The organism is Pseudomonas sp. URMO17WK12:I12 (genome assembly GCF_000514395.1).
Classification (GTDB): domain Bacteria; phylum Pseudomonadota; class Gammaproteobacteria; order Pseudomonadales; family Pseudomonadaceae; genus Aquipseudomonas; species Aquipseudomonas mucoides.
In genome coordinates, this window is record NZ_AZVV01000003.1 from 273,750 (window position 1) to 288,548 (window position 14,799).

Genomic DNA, 14,799 nt, shown 5'->3' on the forward strand with positions numbered 1-14,799 from the left:
CTTTAGATCAATTCACGGACGTCGACGAAACGACCATTTACAGCAGCGGCGGCGGCCATTGCCGGGCTGACGAGGTGAGTACGACCACCGGCGCCCTGACGGCCTTCGAAGTTGCGGTTGGAGGTCGACGCGCAATGCTCGCCCGACTCCAAACGGTCCGGGTTCATCGCCAGGCACATCGAGCAACCCGGCTCGCGCCATTCAAAACCGGCTTCGAGGAAAATCTTGTCCAGACCTTCGGCTTCGGCCTGCGCCTTCACCAGACCCGAGCCCGGCACGACGATGGCTTGCTTGATGGTCGACGCCACTTTGCGGCCCTTGGCGATGACGGCTGCGGCGCGCAAGTCTTCGATCCGCGAGTTCGTGCAGGAGCCGATGAACACGCGGTCCAGTTGAATGTCGGTGATCGCCTGATTGGCGGTCAAACCCATGTACTTCAAGGCGCGCACGATCGAATCGCGTTTGACCAGGTCCATTTCCTTCGCCGGGTCCGGCACGTTCTGATCCACGGCCAGGACCATTTCAGGCGAGGTGCCCCAGCTGACTTGCGGCTTGATCTGGGTCGCGTCGAGTTCAACGATGGTGTCAAACTTCGCATCCGCGTCAGACACCAGGTCTTTCCACGCTTCGACAGCCAAGTCCCATTCCGCGCCTTTCGGGGCGAATGGACGGCCCTTCACGTAAGCCACGGTTTTTTCGTCAGCCGCCACCAGACCTACGCGTGCGCCGGCCTCGATGGACATGTTGCAAATGGTCATGCGGCCTTCAACGGACAAGTCGCGAATTGCGCTACCGGCGAACTCGATGGCGTGGCCGTTACCGCCGGCGGTGCCGATCTTGCCGATCACGGCGAGGACGATGTCCTTGGCGGTCACGCCGAACGGCAATTTGCCTTCGACCGACACCAGCATGTTCTTCATTTTCTTGGCGACCAGGCACTGAGTGGCGAGCACGTGCTCGACCTCGGAAGTGCCGATACCGTGAGCCAGGGCACCGAACGCACCGTGGGTCGAGGTGTGGGAGTCGCCGCAAACCACGGTCATGCCCGGCAAGGTCGCGCCCTGCTCCGGGCCGATGACGTGAACGATGCCTTGGCGAATGTCGTTCATCTTGAATTCGACGATGCCGTATTCATCGCAGTTGTCGTCGAGGGTCTGAACCTGCAAACGCGAGACCTGGTCGACAATCGCTTCGATGCCGCCCTTGCGCTCCGGGGTTGTCGGTACGTTGTGGTCCGGGGTCGCGATGTTGGCATCGATGCGCCAAGGCTTGCGCCCGGCCAGACGCAGACCTTCAAAGGCTTGCGGCGAGGTCACTTCGTGGATGATGTGACGATCGATATAAATCAGCGCAGAGCCATCGTCGCGCTGTTTGACCAAATGCGAATCCCAGAGCTTGTCGTAGAGCGTTTTGCCGGCCATCAGACGGTTTCCTCATCAGCTTGTTTCTATGCCCCGGGCCGTTTGTATAACCCTTTGGCTTGTGAGGTCGATCCTAGGGGGTTACATTAAATAACTCAAATTCATATTTTTTATGCTTTGGATAACCAACTGGAATACCGCAATGGATCTGGCCAACCTCAATGCTTTTATCGCCATTGCCGAGACCGGCAGCTTCTCCGGCGCCGGCGAGCGGCTGCACCTGACACAACCCGCCATCAGCAAACGCATCGCCGGGCTGGAGCAGCAATTGAAGGTGCGCCTGTTTGATCGCCTCGGCCGTGAAGTCGGCCTGACCGAGGCCGGTCGCGCCCTGCTGCCTCGGGCCTATCAGATTTTGAATGTGCTGGACGACACCCGGCGCGCCCTGACCAATCTGACCGGCGAAGTGACCGGCCGCCTGACCCTGGCGACCAGTCACCACATCGGCCTGCACCGTTTGCCGCCCTTATTAAGGGAGTTCACCCGACGTTACCCACAAGTGGCGCTGGATATTCAGTTCCTCGATTCGGAAGTGGCCTACGAAGAAATCCTCCATGGCCGCGCGGAACTGGCGGTGATTACCTTGGCGCCGGAGCCCCATTCATTGGTCAAGGCAACACCGGTGTGGGACGACCCGCTGGATTTCGTGGTCGCCCCGGAGCATTCGCTTATCAGCAACGGCCCGGTCACCCTGGCCGACATTGCCCTGCACCCCGCCGTCTTCCCCGGCGGCAACACCTTTACTCATCACATCGTGCAGCGGTTATTTGAGGCGCAGGGCCTGACCCCGAACATCGCCATGAGCACGAATTATCTGGAAACGATCAAGATGATGGTCTCGATCGGCCTGGCCTGGAGCGTGTTGCCGCGTACGATGCTCGATGATCAGGTTGCGCGAATACCTTTGCCGGGCATACAACTGACTCGCCAGCTAGGCTATATCTTGCACACCGAAAGGACGCTATCGAATGCGGCAAGGGCTTTTATGGCTTTGCTGGATGCACAACTCGATTTGCCAGGGACTCAAGGCTAACGTGTGCTACGCCTATAGTGCTGCGAATTCCTGTGCCTAACGCCCATATCCGCCCAAGGCCTGCTGCCAATGCCGAAATCTGTTGACCGTGTTCCGCCGATGCCGCGCATCCAGGCGCTTGACCCAAAAAGGTCCGAACTGAGCTGGGAAAGCGCGCCACAATTGCTCGCCGCCCTCAACGGCGCTCGGCTGGGGGCCTGGTATTGGGACATCGAACGTGGGCAGATCAGCTGGTCGCGGGGGACTCAGGCGCTGTTTGGTTTCGATCCGCACGTGCCATTGCCCGAGGACCTGGAATACCTCGATTTGCTGCCGCCCGAAGACCGGGCGAAAACCGTTCGCGCATTCCATGCGGTGATTGCCGGCGCGCCGCTTGAGCAAGCGATGCATCACCGCATCCGCTGGCCCGACGGCAGCCTGCACTGGCTGGAAATCAGCGGCAGCCTGCTGCCGGATAAACACGGACGACCACGCATGATCGGGGTGATCCGCGAGATCACCCACCAGCGCCAGCGCGAACAAGCCCTGAGCAGTTCGGAAAAACGCTTCGCCACGCTGTTTCACCTGTGCCCGAACATGGTGTTGCTGACCCGCCAGGAAGACGGCCTGATCACCGAAGCCAACCAGTATTTCGAAAGCCTGTTCGGCTGGCCGGTGCAAAACGCGATAGGCCGCACCACGCTGGAACTGGGCCTGTGGGTGCACCCGGAGCAACGCGCCAAACTGGTCACGGCCACCAAGGCCAAAGGCGAGTTGATCAGCATGGAGGTGCAGTTTCGCGCCAGCAACGGGCAGGTCCTCGATGGCATCCTCAGCGCACAAAAAGTCGAACTCGAGGGCCAGCCGTATCTGCTGAGCACCTTCCTCGACACCACCGAGCGAAAAATCGCTGAACAAGCCCTCAAGGATAGCCAGGAACGTCTCGACCTCGCCCTCAACTCGGCGCAACTCGGCACCTGGGACTGGCACATCCCCAGCGGCATGCTCTACGGCTCGGCTCGAGCCGCCCAGTTGCACGGACTGGAAGCCAAGCCCTTCCATGAATCCTTCGAGGAATTTTTCGAAGGCGTGCCCGGCGAAGAACGCGACACCATGCGCGACGCCTACCGCAGCCTGCGCGAAGGCCCGGCCGGCAATTATCAGCTGACTTACCGCGTGCAACTGCCAGACGGCAGCTCGCGCTACCTGGAAAGCCGCGCCCGCCTCTACCGCGATGAAAACGGTTTCCCGTTGCGCATGGCCGGTACCCTCCTGGACATCACCGATCAGGTGGAGCGCGAGCAGCGGCTGGTGGCCTCCGAAGAAAAATTCGCCACGCTGTTCCAGGTCAGCCCGGACCCGATTTGCGTGACGCGCCAGGACACCGGCCAGTTCATCGAGATCAACTCCAGCTTCACCCAGACCTTCGGCTGGAGCGCCGCCGAAGTGATTGGCCGCAGCGCCGACGAAATCGGCCTGTGGGACGCCTCGGCGAAAAGCCTGCAACGGATCGAACAGGTCATCCGCGAACAAGGACTGAACAATGTCGCCATCATCGCCCAGCACAAGGACGGGCAATCGCTGACCTGCGTGATTTCCAGCCGCAAGATCAACGTCGATAATCAACCCTGCATCGTCACCACCTTGCGCGACATCACCCAGCAACAACGCTCCGAAGCGGCGCTCAAGGCCAGTGAAGAAAAGTTCGCCAAGGCGTTCCACTCCAGCCCCGACGCCATCACCATTACCGAGCGCGATACCGGGCGATATCTGGAGGTCAACGACGGCTTCTGCCGCCTGACTGGCTATCGTGCCCAGGAAGTGATCGGGCGCACGGTGTATCAAGTGGGCATCTGGGCCGAAGAGAAACAACGCTCAGCGTTGCTCGCCGAGCTACAGCTCAAGGGCCGCGTGCACCACCAGGAAATGCTCGGGCGCAATAAACGTGGGGAATTGCTGACCGTCGAAGTCTCGGTCGAGCCGATCACCCTCAACGAAACCGCCTGCCTGTTGCTGACCGCCCGCGATGTCAGCCTGCTGAAAAACGCCGAAGCGCAAATCCGTCATTTGGCCTACCACGACCCCCTGACCAACCTGCCCAACCGCGCGCTGCTGATGGATCGCCTGAGCCAGCAGATCGCCCTGCTCAAGCGCCACAGCCTGCGCGGTGCGCTGTTGTTCCTCGACCTCGATCACTTCAAGCACATCAACGACTCCCTCGGCCACCCGGTCGGCGATACCGTGCTGAAAATCATCACCGCGCGACTGGAAGCCAGCGTGCGCATGGAAGACACCGTGGCGCGGCTGGGCGGTGACGAATTTGTGGTGTTGCTCAGCGGCCTGGAAGGTTCGCGCAACGAAGTCAGCGCCCAGGTCCGGGAGCTGGCCGACACCTTGCGAGAACTGTTGTCGGAACCGATGTTCCTCGATGGCCAGCGCCTGCAAGTGACGCCGAGCATCGGCATCGCGCTGATTCCCGACCACGGTTCGACCCCGACTGACCTGCTCAAACGCGCCGACATCGCGCTGTACCGCGCCAAGGACTCGGGCCGCAACACCACGCAGATGTATCACAACACCATGCAAAAGGCCGCCAGCGAACGCCTGCGCATGGAAACCGACCTGCGCCTGGCGCTTTCTCGCGGCGAATTCCATGTGCATTACCAACCGCAAATCGACGCCCGGGGCAATCGCATTGTCGGCGCCGAAGCGCTGGTGCGCTGGGACCACCCCGAACTCGGGCCGCAATCACCGGCGGAGTTCATCAAGGTGCTGGAAGACAGCGGGCTGATTCTCGAAGTTGGCACCTGGATTCTTGACGAGGCTTGCGGGGCCTTCAAACAACTGGTCGCCAAAGGCCTGGTCAACCCGTTGAGCTTCAGCCTGTGCGTGAACATCAGTCCGAGGCAATTTCGCCAAACCGACTTCGTCGAACGCATCGAACACAGCCTCAGCAGCCACGGCCTGCCCTGCTCGCTGCTGAAACTGGAAATCACCGAAGGCATCGTCATCCAGAACCTGGAAGACACCATCAGCAAAATGCGCCGCCTGAAAAAACTCGGCGTGAGTTTTGCGATGGACGACTTCGGCACCGGCTACTCCTCGCTGACCTACCTCAAGCGTTTGCCGGTCGACACATTGAAGATCGATCAGTCGTTTATCCGTGACGCCACGACTGATCCGAACGACGCGGAGATCATCCGCGCGATTGTCGCCATGGCGCGCAGTCTGGAGCTGAAAGTGATCGCCGAAGGAGTGGAGACGGCGGAGCAACTGGAGTTTTTGCAGGGCTTGGGCTGCCATTTCTATCAGGGGTATTTACACAGCAGGCCGTTGCCGGTGGAAGCATTTCAAAAACTCCTGAAATAACCCGGCCTGCTACGGGGTATGTGTGATGTTTGGGCATAAAAAAGGGCGCCGCGAGGGCGCCCTTTTCGTTGCTCTGGCTTAGTGCTGCAGAGCCGGTTTTTGCGTCCCGTTAATCGGGATACGCTTGGCTTTCGCCTCTTCTGGAACGATGCGCACCAGGTCGATGCTCAACAGACCGTTACGCAGGTCAGCGGCCTTGATCTCGATGTGGTCCGCCAGGCGGAACGACAGCTTGAACGCACGTTGGGCGATGCCTTGGTGCAGGAAGGTCACGCTTTCGTTCGCTTCGCGTTTGCCGCCACTGATGGTCAGCACACCTTTCTCCACTTGCAGGTCCAGGTCTTCCTCCTGGAAACCGGCTGCGGCGACGACGATGCGGTATTGATCATCGCCGTGTTTTTCCACGTTGTAAGGTGGGTAGGTGCTGCCTGGCTCGTTGCGCAGGGCGGTTTCGAACAGGTCGTTGAAACGGTCGAAGCCTACCGAGGAACGGAACAGTGGGGCCAGGGAAAATGCAGTAGTCATGATTCAAATCTCCTGAAAACAATCAGCAAGGTTTTTTATCTCCGCGACCCGAATTCGGCATCGCGTAACCCTTAGATAGGGACCGTTGATTGCATTTCAAGAGACTTTTTTCAGATTTTTTTACGCCGCTTCGGCGACTGTCAGACCCAGCAAACGGGAAACCTGATCCAGCTCGGTTTCACGCCGCAACACAGTAAACAGTTCCACTGCTTCCGGATAATTGCGGGTCAGCATCGCCAACCATTGCTTGAGGCGGCCGGGAGATTGGCGGGGTGTCATCTGCGCCTTGGCTTGCAGCCAGAAGTCCTGGAGCAGCGGCAACAGCTCGGCCCAGGTCATCTCGACCACTTCTTCACCGGCACGCGCTGCCACGATTTGCCGGGCCAGGTCCGGGCGCGAGACCAGGCCACGGCCGAGCATGATGTCTTCCACGCCGCTGATCTCGCGGCAACGACGCCAGTCTTCGACACTCCAGATGTCGCCATTGGCAAACACCGGCACCTTGACCACCTCTTGCACACGAGGAATCCACTCCCAATGCGCTGGCGGTTTGTAGCCATCGGTTTTGGTCCGCGCATGCACCACGATGTGTGCTGCGCCGCCTTCAGCCAAGGCTGTGGCGCACACCAGCGAACCGTCCGGACTGTCGAAACCGAGGCGCATCTTGGCGGTCACCGGGATGTGCGCAGGCACCGCTCGACGCACGTGCTCGACGATTTCGTTGAGCAGTTCAGGCTCTTTGAGCAATACCGCGCCACCGCGAGACTTGTTGACGGTCTTGGCCGGGCAACCGAAGTTCAGGTCGATGACTTCAGAGCCCAACTCGCAGGCCAGCGCGGCGTTTTCCGCCAGGCACACGGGATCAGAACCGAGCAATTGCACACGCAGAGGCACGCCGGAAGCGGTGCGGGCACCGGTCAGCAGCTCGGGACCGAACTTGTGGTAGTAGGCAGGCGTGAGCAACTGATCGTTGATCCGGATAAACTCGGTCACGCACCAATCGATACCGCCCACACGGGTCAGCACGTCCCGCAGGATGTTGTCGACCAACCCCTCCATGGGCGCCAAAGCAATTTGCATGAAAAACACACTCGACGAAAAACGTGCGGCAGTTTACTGGATTGCGCGGGGAATCGCAGATTCCTTGTAGGAGTGAGCCTGCTCGCGATGAACGATGACGCGGCGTACCGGGTAAACCGCGCCGCCTGAATCGCGAGCAGGCTCACTCCTGCATTAGATTTGGGTGGTATTTAATTCTTGCGACAATAACGCCGGGCCGTAGCCTTCAATGAACTCGGTCGGCATGCGTTTTGGCTTGCCGGTCGACAGTTCGATGCAGACGAACGTGGTTTGCGCGCGCAGCAACGTGGTGTTGTCGCGCGGGCGCTTCAACTGGAAATGTCGGGTCATTTTCAGGCGCTGATCCCAATCGACGATCCAGGTCGCCAACTGCAATTCATCATCTTCGTAGGCGGCAGCCAGATAATCGATCTCGTGCCGCACCACCGCCATCGCCCGGTCCAGTCGCCGATATTCGACCAGATCAAGGCCCAGACGCTGCGAGTGGCGCCAGGCGCAACGCTCGAGCCATGTCACGTACACCGCATTATTGGCGTGACCCAGCCCGTCGATGTCCTCGGCGCCCACTTGCAGATCAATGATAAATGGCGTTGCCCGATCCCAGCTCATGCCCCACTCCCGGTCAGATAATGTCGACCGGGGCAGTGTAACGGATGCTTACGCCGATTGGCGCGAATGCAGGCTGCGACCGGCCAGGAGTGATAACACGCCATCAATGACCCGGGGATCGGCCAGTACCCGCTGATGACCGCCTTCTTCGAGACGCAGCAAGCGACTGTCAAACCAGGCCTCGTGGATCAGTTGCGATTCCTTGGCCGACACAAAGCGGTCATCTTCGGCATGGACGATCAGGCCTGGCATGTCGAGTTGATAGTGCGCTACGTCCAGCGCCGCTGCGCGCATGCCGACGTCTTTCTCGACCTGACGAATGAAGGCCGAACGCGCCTTGGGCGGCAGTCGCACGTACTTGGCAAATCCGCGCAGCACGCCGAGAATTCGCGCCGGAGCGGCGATGGTGACCAGGGATTCGGTACGCAAACCCAGTTGCACGGCGAGCATGGCACTGGCGCCGCCCATCGAATGACCAATGACCGCCTGCAGCGGCGGCAACTCGGCGGCAGCTTCGAGCATGGCCCGGGCAAACAGCACGACGTTCGCTTCTTCGCCCGGTGAACGACCATGGGCCGGACCGTCGAGGGCAACCACGCTGTAACCGGCATCGACGAGCGCAGTGATAATGCTGGCGAACTGCGTCGGCCGCCCTTCCCACCCGTGCATCAACAACACGGCAGGGCCTTGGCCCCAGCGCAGCGCCGAGAGCCCAAAGCGCAGCGTGATACGTTCGGACTTCGCCAGCAGCGGCAGTTCCCAGTCACGCGGAGGCAGTGCTCGCGGGCTCATGAATGCCAGTCGCATTCTGCTCGCGACCAGTTGTGGTGCGAACCAGCCCAAGGTGCCATTAACGCCACGAACCCACTTCAACGTGCTCATCGCTCTCACTCCTCAGGCCAATGCCTTCAGGTCACAGCACCGCCGACTTGGCGGCGCGCAGCAATCGATCGGACAACTCTCCTGGCCCCAGCGCGCGGGCCAGCGCCAAACCACCCACCATCAACGCCATGTCAGCGAGGGCTTTGTCGGTGTCTTCCGGGCTGGCCGCCAACTGCGCGACCATCATTTCCACATGCTCATTCAGTGCGACACGAAACGCGTCCGGCAGCCGCCCCAATTCACCGACCGAAGCCGGAATCGGGCACGCCGACTCAGAAGAGTCACGGTGTTTACGCGACAGGTAAAACGCCGCCACCAAGGCGCGACGCTCTTCGCCAGTCAACTCGGCATCCATGTCGGCGATCATGCCTCGACGGTGACCGAGCAACTGCTGGAACGCTTCGAGCATCATTGCGTCCTTGCTTTCGAAGTGCGCATAAAAGCCGCCGACGGTCAGGCCGGCTGCGCCCATCACTTCGCCAACGCTCGGTTCTGCCGGGCCGCGCTGAATCAGCGCTGCGCTGGCAGCCTTGAGGATGCGTTCGCGGGTTTGAGCTTTTTTATCGTTCATCGTTGCCTCCGAATATTACGACTAGAATATTATTCTCATAATAATTTTTCGCAAGTCGTGGATGTGACCGCTGGTCTGAAGAACAGTTTGAAAGAAATTGGGGGATTTGGCCAAACGCCAGACAAACAAAAGGGCCATTCAATAATTGAATGACCCTTATAAAATCCCGCAGAGCGGGTAATCGTGGCGTCCCCTAGGGGACTCGAACCCCTGTTACCGCCGTGAAAGGGCGGTGTCCTAGGCCACTAGACGAAGGGGACGCAAAACCTTCTATACAACTGATCAGTGCTGAGAGCTGATCGATTCAAGGCCTGCGTGGCCAGACCTTGAACTGTAAAATTGGTGGAGCTAAACGGGATCGAACCGTTGACCTCTTGCATGCCATGCAAGCGCTCTCCCAGCTGAGCTATAGCCCCGGATTTTTCGCCTCGCGGCGGAGCGACATCTTGCAACATCGCTTCTGTAAAACTGGCGTCCCCTAGGGGACTCGAACCCCTGTTACCGCCGTGAAAGGGCGGTGTCCTAGGCCACTAGACGAAGGGGACGCAAACCCTTCTATACAACAGATCAACGCTGAGTGTTGATCGCTTCAAGGCCGGTGTGGCCAGACCTTGAAGTGTAAATTGGTGGAGCTAGACGGGATCGAACCGTCGACCTCTTGCATGCCATGCAAGCGCTCTCCCAGCTGAGCTATAGCCCCTCATCGCTGAGGACGGGGCGAATCTTAATGGCGGATCGAAAAGCTGTCAAACTTATTTTTAAAATATTTCAAAGTTTTTTGCCGACATAACAATCACTTACCGCCCTCCCCCCTAAATCCGGGGGTGTATCCGCTCCTGTAGTAGCTGCCGCAGACTGTGTTCGAGTGCGCAGCGCTCGCCATCCCATTGGGTGGCGGCCCTCAAGGGCCGCTCCGCAGCCCGACGCAGCCTTCGGCAGCTGCTACAGGTGAACGTCATCAATTACGCGTGAACGCCGAAGAGCGAGTCTGTCAGGCGATGTTGCCCAAGAGTTTTTCCCATTCCTTGTTTTCTTTCTTCGACACGCCGCCCAGCAGGTCAATCGCCTGACGCAAACGGAAACGAGTCAGGTCCGGACCGAGGATTTCCATCGCATCCAGCACCGACACCGAGCTGGCTTGGCCAGTGATCGCGGCAAACATCAACGGCATGGCGTCACGCAGCTTCAGCTCCAGCGATTCAACCACCGCCTGAATCGTCGCAGTGATGCTGTCCTTCTCCCACTGACGCAGGCTTTCCAGCTTCCACAGGATCAACTGCATCAACTGACGCACCTGATCGCCCGAAAGCTTCTTGGATTCGAACAGCTTGGCATCCGGATTCACGCCACCGGCAAAGAAGAACCCGGCCAGCGGAGCCACCTGGCTGAAAGTTTCAACCCGGCCCTGAACGTGCGGCGCGATCTTCATCATGTACTCAGGGTTCAGCGCCCAGGTCTGCAGGCGCGCAGCGAACTCTTCCACCGGCAGGTCACGCAGCCACTGGCCGTTGAGCCAGGACAGTTTCTCGATGTCGAAAATCGGCCCGCCCAGCGACACACGGCTCAGGTCGAAGTGATCGACCATTTCCTGCAACGAGAACTTCTCGCGCTCGTCCGGCATCGACCAGCCCATGCGCCCCAGGTAGTTGAGCATCGCTTCCGGCATGAAGCCCATGCGCTCGTAGAACGTCACCGAGGTCGGGTTCTTGCGCTTGGACAGCTTGCTCTTGTCCGGGTTACGCAGCAGCGGCATGTAGCACAGCTCCGGTTGTTCCCAGCCGAAGTACTCGTAAAGCAGGATCAGTTTAGGCGCCGACGGCAGCCACTCTTCGCCGCGCAGGACGTGGGTGATGCCCATCAGGTGGTCGTCGACCACGTTGGCCAGGAAGTACGTCGGCAAACCGTCGGTCTTCATCAGCACTTGCATGTCCATGCGATCCCACGGGATCTCGACATCGCCACGCAGCATGTCCGGCACGACGCACACGCCTTCGCTCGGCACTTTCATGCGGATCACGTGAGGTTCGCCAGCGGCCAGGCGGCGCGCGACTTCTTCCTTGGACAGCAACAGCGCACGGCCGTCGTAACGCGGGGTTTCGCCGCGAGCCATTTGCTCGGCGCGCATCTGGTCCAGCTCTTCGGCGGTGCAGAAGCACGGGAAGGCATGGCCCATTTCAACCAGTTGCTGGCAATACTTCTGATAAATATCGCCGCGCTCGCTCTGCCGGTATGGACCGTGCGGGCCACCGACGTCCGGGCCTTCGCTCCAGTCGATGCCCAACCAGCGCAGCGCGTCGAAAATCTGCTGTTCGGACTCGCGGGTCGAACGCAATTGGTCGGTGTCTTCGATCCGCAGGATGAACTCACCGCCATGCTGCTTGGCAAAGCAGTAGTTGAACAAAGCGATGTAAGCGGTACCTACGTGGGGGTCCCCGGTAGGCGATGGCGCGATGCGCGTGCGGACGGTGGTCATGGCAAGTCTCGAATGAAGATAAAACAAAGGGCGAATGGTAACAGGCGATACCCGCCCGGCTCCAGTGAGCAGGGCATTTAAGCCAAGTTTGCGCCTACAACGCGCGTATACCCTGGTGAATGGCCGAATATCAGCCGATGGCATTTACCGCTTGTCGGCTGTATGACAGATTCACCAGCTGTTAACTTTCCTTACAATTTCTCGACTACAGTCTGCCCCATGCCTGCCCAACTCAAGCGTCGCCTGTTTATTTTCCTGTTGATTGTCCTGCTGATTGCCGGGGGCTTCTTTGCCCAGTGGTTCTTCAAGGGACGGTTTTATGAAAGCACCGACAACGCCTATGTCCAGGGCGAGATCACCCGTGTCTCGAGCCAGTTGGGCGCGCGCATCGACCAGGTGCTGGTGCACGACAACGAGCACGTCGAGAAAGGCCAGTTGCTGATCAAGCTCGAAGGCGCCGATTTCGACCTCGCCGTCGACCGCGCCAACGCGACCCTCGCCACCCGCCAGGCCGAACGCCTGCAAGCGCAAAGCAAACTGACCCAGCAATCCAGCCTGATCGCCGCCAGCGAAGCGCAAGTGGCATCCAGCCAGGCCAGCCTCGGCCGCTCGCTCATCGATTTGACCCGCGCCCAGACCTTGCGCAAACCCGGCTACATCTCGGAAGAACGGGTGACCACCCTGTCCGCCGACAACCACATCGCCCGCTCGCAAGTGGCCAAGGCCCAGGCCGACGCTCAAGGCCAGCGCCAGCAGGTCAACGCCCTGAATGCCGAGATCAAGCGCCTCGACGCACAGATCGCCAACGCCAAGGCCGACCTGGCGCAAGCCGAACTGAACCTGACCCGCAGCGAAATCCACGCGCCGATCAGCGGCCTGATTGGCCAGCGCGCCGCCCGCGAGGGCCAAGTGGTGCAGGCCGGCGCGTATTTGCTGTCGATCGTCCCGGACCAGGACATCTGGATTCAGGCCAACTTCAAGGAAACCCAGATTGGCCACATGCAGCCCGGCCAGAGCGCCGAGCTGACCTTCGACGCCTACAGCGACACGCCGATCAAGGCCCGCGTCGACAGCCTGTTCGCCGCGTCGGGCGCGCAGTTCAGCCTGTTGCCACCGGACAATGCCACGGGCAACTTCACCAAAGTCGTACAACGGATTCCGGTAAAACTGACGTTCGACGCGGACAATCCGTTGCGCGGCAAGATCCGCCCGGGCATGTCAGTCACCGCCAAAGTGAACATCAAAGACGCCCCTGACGATGGCCGGTGATCAACTGATCCGCCCGGCCGGCGAACCGACCCGGCGGGACTGGATCGCGGTCATGAGCGTGATGCTCGGCGCCTTCATGGCCGTGCTCGACATCCAGATCACCAACTCGTCGCTCAAGGATATTCAGGGCGCCCTGTCGGCCACCCTGGAAGAAGGCTCGTGGATTTCCACCTCGTACCTGGTAGCGGAAATCATCATGATTCCGCTGACCGCCTGGCTGGTGCAGTTGCTGTCGGCGCGGCGACTGGCGGTGTGGGTGTCATTGGGTTTCCTCGCCTCCTCGCTGCTGTGCTCCATGGCGTGGAGCCTGGAAAGCATGATCGTCTTTCGCGCCATGCAGGGCTTCACCGGCGGCGCGCTGATCCCGCTGGCATTCACCCTGACGCTGATCAAACTCCCGGAACATCACCGCGCCAAAGGCATGGCCATGTTCGCCATGACTGCCACCTTCGCGCCCTCGATCGGCCCGACGCTGGGCGGCTGGCTGACCGAGAATTGGGGTTGGGAATACATCTTCTACATCAACGTGCCACCAGGCCTGATCATGATTGCGGGCCTGATGTACGGCCTGGAGAAGAAGGAAGCGCACTGGGAATTGCTGAAAAGCACCGATTACATGGGCATTCTCACCCTCGGCGTCGGGCTCGGTTGTTTGCAGGTATTTCTGGAGGAAGGCCATCGCAAGGACTGGCTGGAGTCGAACCTGATCGTGACCCTGGGCAGCATTGCGCTGATCAGCCTGATCACCTTTGTGATCGTGCAGTTTTCCAAACCCAACCCGCTGATCAACCTCGGCATCCTGCGCAACCGCAACTTTGGCCTGTCGAGTATTTCCAGCCTGGGGATGGGGGTCGGGTTGTATGGCTCGATTTACCTGTTGCCGCTGTACCTGGCGCAGATTCAGAACTACAACGCCCTGCAGATCGGCGAAGTGATCATGTGGATGGGCGTGCCGCAGCTGTTTCTGATTCCGCTGGTGCCCAAATTGATGAAGTACATTTCGCCGAAATGGCTGTGCACGCTGGGATTTGGACTGTTCGGGCTGGCGAGTTTTTCATCGGGGGTACTGAACCCGGACTTCGCCGGACCGCAATTCAATCAGATCCAGATCATCCGCGCGCTCGGTCAGCCATTGATCATGGTCACCATTTCGCTGATCGCCACCGCATACATCCTGCCGCAGGACGCGGGTTCGGCGTCGAGCCTGTTCAACATCCTGCGCAACCTCGGCGGTGCGATTGGCATCGCCCTCCTCGCCACCCTGCTGGATGCGCGAACAAAGACCTACTTTGATTATTTGCGTGAAGCCATCGTGCCGAGCAATCCGCAGGTGGCCGAGCGACTGGCGTCGATGGCAGACCGACTGGGCAATGAGACGGCGGCGCTGGGGAAAATCAGTGAGATTGCGCATCAGCAGGCGTCAATCATGGCCTACAACGATGCGTTTCACTTTGTCGGGATTGCGTTGGGGGTGAGCATGCTGGCGATCTTGTTGACCAAGAAATTGCCGGAGGGGATTAAGGCTGGGGAAGCACACTGAGAGCGAGGCGCAAGCATCGCGAGCAAGCTCGGCTCCTACCGCAGGAAC

Annotated in this window: 11 protein-coding genes and 4 tRNA genes; 4 read left to right on the plus strand and 11 right to left on the minus strand. The window is 59.9% G+C overall.

The genetic code is table 11. From position 1 onward, the window contains the following. Nucleotides 1-2: 2 nt before the first annotated feature. Nucleotides 3-1,421 (minus strand): 3-isopropylmalate dehydratase large subunit, encoded by a 1,419-nt coding sequence (leuC, locus tag D882_RS0101505; RefSeq protein ID WP_027921592.1) that lies wholly within the window; start codon nt 1,419-1,421, stop codon nt 3-5. A 142-nt stretch (nt 1,422-1,563) separates the two neighbouring features. Between leuC and D882_RS0101510 the strand changes: the two genes are divergently transcribed. Both D882_RS0101510 and D882_RS0101515 read left to right on the plus strand, forming a co-directional pair. Then, nucleotides 1,564-2,454 (plus strand): LysR family transcriptional regulator, encoded by an 891-nt coding sequence (locus D882_RS0101510; RefSeq protein ID WP_027921593.1) that lies wholly within the window; start codon nt 1,564-1,566, stop codon nt 2,452-2,454. Between the two features lie 69 nt (nt 2,455-2,523). After that, complete coding sequence (locus D882_RS0101515) at nt 2,524-5,802, plus strand: bifunctional diguanylate cyclase/phosphodiesterase (RefSeq protein ID WP_027921594.1); 3,279 nt, start codon at nt 2,524-2,526, stop codon at nt 5,800-5,802. Nucleotides 5,803-5,880: 78 nt separating this feature from the next. On the opposite strand, the gene D882_RS0101520 is transcribed toward D882_RS0101515, so the two are convergent. The 10 genes from D882_RS0101520 to gltX all read right to left on the minus strand — a co-directional run bounded on the left by D882_RS0101520 (nt 5,881) and on the right by gltX (nt 11,942). After that, complete coding sequence (locus D882_RS0101520) at nt 5,881-6,327, minus strand: Hsp20 family protein (RefSeq protein WP_007943514.1); 447 nt, start codon at nt 6,325-6,327, stop codon at nt 5,881-5,883. 120 nt (nt 6,328-6,447) lie between these two features. Then, nucleotides 6,448-7,407 (minus strand): tRNA-dihydrouridine synthase, encoded by a 960-nt coding sequence (locus D882_RS0101525; protein WP_027921595.1) that lies wholly within the window; start codon nt 7,405-7,407, stop codon nt 6,448-6,450. A 153-nt stretch (nt 7,408-7,560) separates the two neighbouring features. Beyond that, on the minus strand, nt 7,561-8,016 hold the full coding sequence (locus D882_RS0101530) for a thioesterase family protein (protein ID WP_027921596.1): 456 nt from the start codon (nt 8,014-8,016) through the stop codon (nt 7,561-7,563). Nucleotides 8,017-8,064: 48 nt separating this feature from the next. Continuing rightward, a complete protein-coding gene (locus tag D882_RS0101535) occupies nt 8,065-8,898 on the minus strand; it encodes an alpha/beta fold hydrolase (RefSeq protein WP_027921597.1) in 834 nt (277 codons plus the stop codon). A 31-nt stretch (nt 8,899-8,929) separates the two neighbouring features. Beyond that, nucleotides 8,930-9,469: a TetR/AcrR family transcriptional regulator gene (locus D882_RS0101540; protein ID WP_027921598.1), complete on the minus strand. Its 540-nt coding sequence runs from the start codon at nt 9,467-9,469 to the stop codon at nt 8,930-8,932. A 184-nt stretch (nt 9,470-9,653) separates the two neighbouring features. Then, nucleotides 9,654-9,729 (minus strand) — tRNA-Glu (locus D882_RS0101545). 80 nt (nt 9,730-9,809) lie between these two features. Continuing rightward, nucleotides 9,810-9,885: transfer RNA gene (locus D882_RS0101550), tRNA-Ala, on the minus strand. A 53-nt stretch (nt 9,886-9,938) separates the two neighbouring features. Next, nucleotides 9,939-10,014: transfer RNA gene (locus tag D882_RS0101555), tRNA-Glu, on the minus strand. A gap of 79 nt (nt 10,015-10,093) precedes the next feature. Then, nucleotides 10,094-10,169 (minus strand) — tRNA-Ala (locus D882_RS0101560). A 291-nt stretch (nt 10,170-10,460) separates the two neighbouring features. Next, nucleotides 10,461-11,942 (minus strand): glutamate--tRNA ligase, encoded by a 1,482-nt coding sequence (gene gltX / locus D882_RS0101565; RefSeq protein WP_027921599.1) that lies wholly within the window; start codon nt 11,940-11,942, stop codon nt 10,461-10,463. Between the two features lie 219 nt (nt 11,943-12,161). Here gltX and D882_RS0101570 point away from each other — a divergent pair, with 219 nt between their 5' ends. Then, nucleotides 12,162-13,211 carry an HlyD family secretion protein gene (locus tag D882_RS0101570; RefSeq protein ID WP_027921600.1) on the plus strand — a complete coding sequence of 350 codons (1,050 nt, stop codon included), beginning with the start codon at nt 12,162-12,164 and terminating at the stop codon, nt 13,209-13,211. Beyond that, nucleotides 13,201-14,751 (plus strand): MDR family MFS transporter, encoded by a 1,551-nt coding sequence (locus D882_RS0101575; protein ID WP_027921601.1) that lies wholly within the window; start codon nt 13,201-13,203, stop codon nt 14,749-14,751. Before D882_RS0101570 ends, D882_RS0101575 begins: the two co-directional genes overlap by 11 nt. The last annotated feature ends 48 nt before the right edge of the window (nt 14,752-14,799 follow it).

Bases quoted from the DNA above. Each gene is read 5' to 3' on its own strand.
- leuC (WP_027921592.1), bottom strand. From the start codon at position 1,421: ATGGCCGGCAAAACGCTCTACGACAAGCTCTGGGATTCGCATTTGGTC.
- D882_RS0101510 (WP_027921593.1), top strand. From the start codon at position 1,564: ATGGATCTGGCCAACCTCAATGCTTTTATCGCCATTGCCGAGACCGGC.
- D882_RS0101515 (WP_027921594.1), top strand. From the start codon at position 2,524: ATGCCGAAATCTGTTGACCGTGTTCCGCCGATGCCGCGCATCCAGGCG.
- D882_RS0101520 (WP_007943514.1), bottom strand. From the start codon at position 6,327: ATGACTACTGCATTTTCCCTGGCCCCACTGTTCCGTTCCTCGGTAGGC.
- D882_RS0101525 (WP_027921595.1), bottom strand. From the start codon at position 7,407: ATGCAAATTGCTTTGGCGCCCATGGAGGGGTTGGTCGACAACATCCTG.
- D882_RS0101530 (WP_027921596.1), bottom strand. From the start codon at position 8,016: ATGAGCTGGGATCGGGCAACGCCATTTATCATTGATCTGCAAGTGGGC.
- D882_RS0101535 (WP_027921597.1), bottom strand. From the start codon at position 8,898: ATGAGCACGTTGAAGTGGGTTCGTGGCGTTAATGGCACCTTGGGCTGG.
- D882_RS0101540 (WP_027921598.1), bottom strand. From the start codon at position 9,469: ATGAACGATAAAAAAGCTCAAACCCGCGAACGCATCCTCAAGGCTGCC.
- gltX (WP_027921599.1), bottom strand. From the start codon at position 11,942: ATGACCACCGTCCGCACGCGCATCGCGCCATCGCCTACCGGGGACCCC.
- D882_RS0101570 (WP_027921600.1), top strand. From the start codon at position 12,162: ATGCCTGCCCAACTCAAGCGTCGCCTGTTTATTTTCCTGTTGATTGTC.
- D882_RS0101575 (WP_027921601.1), top strand. From the start codon at position 13,201: ATGGCCGGTGATCAACTGATCCGCCCGGCCGGCGAACCGACCCGGCGG.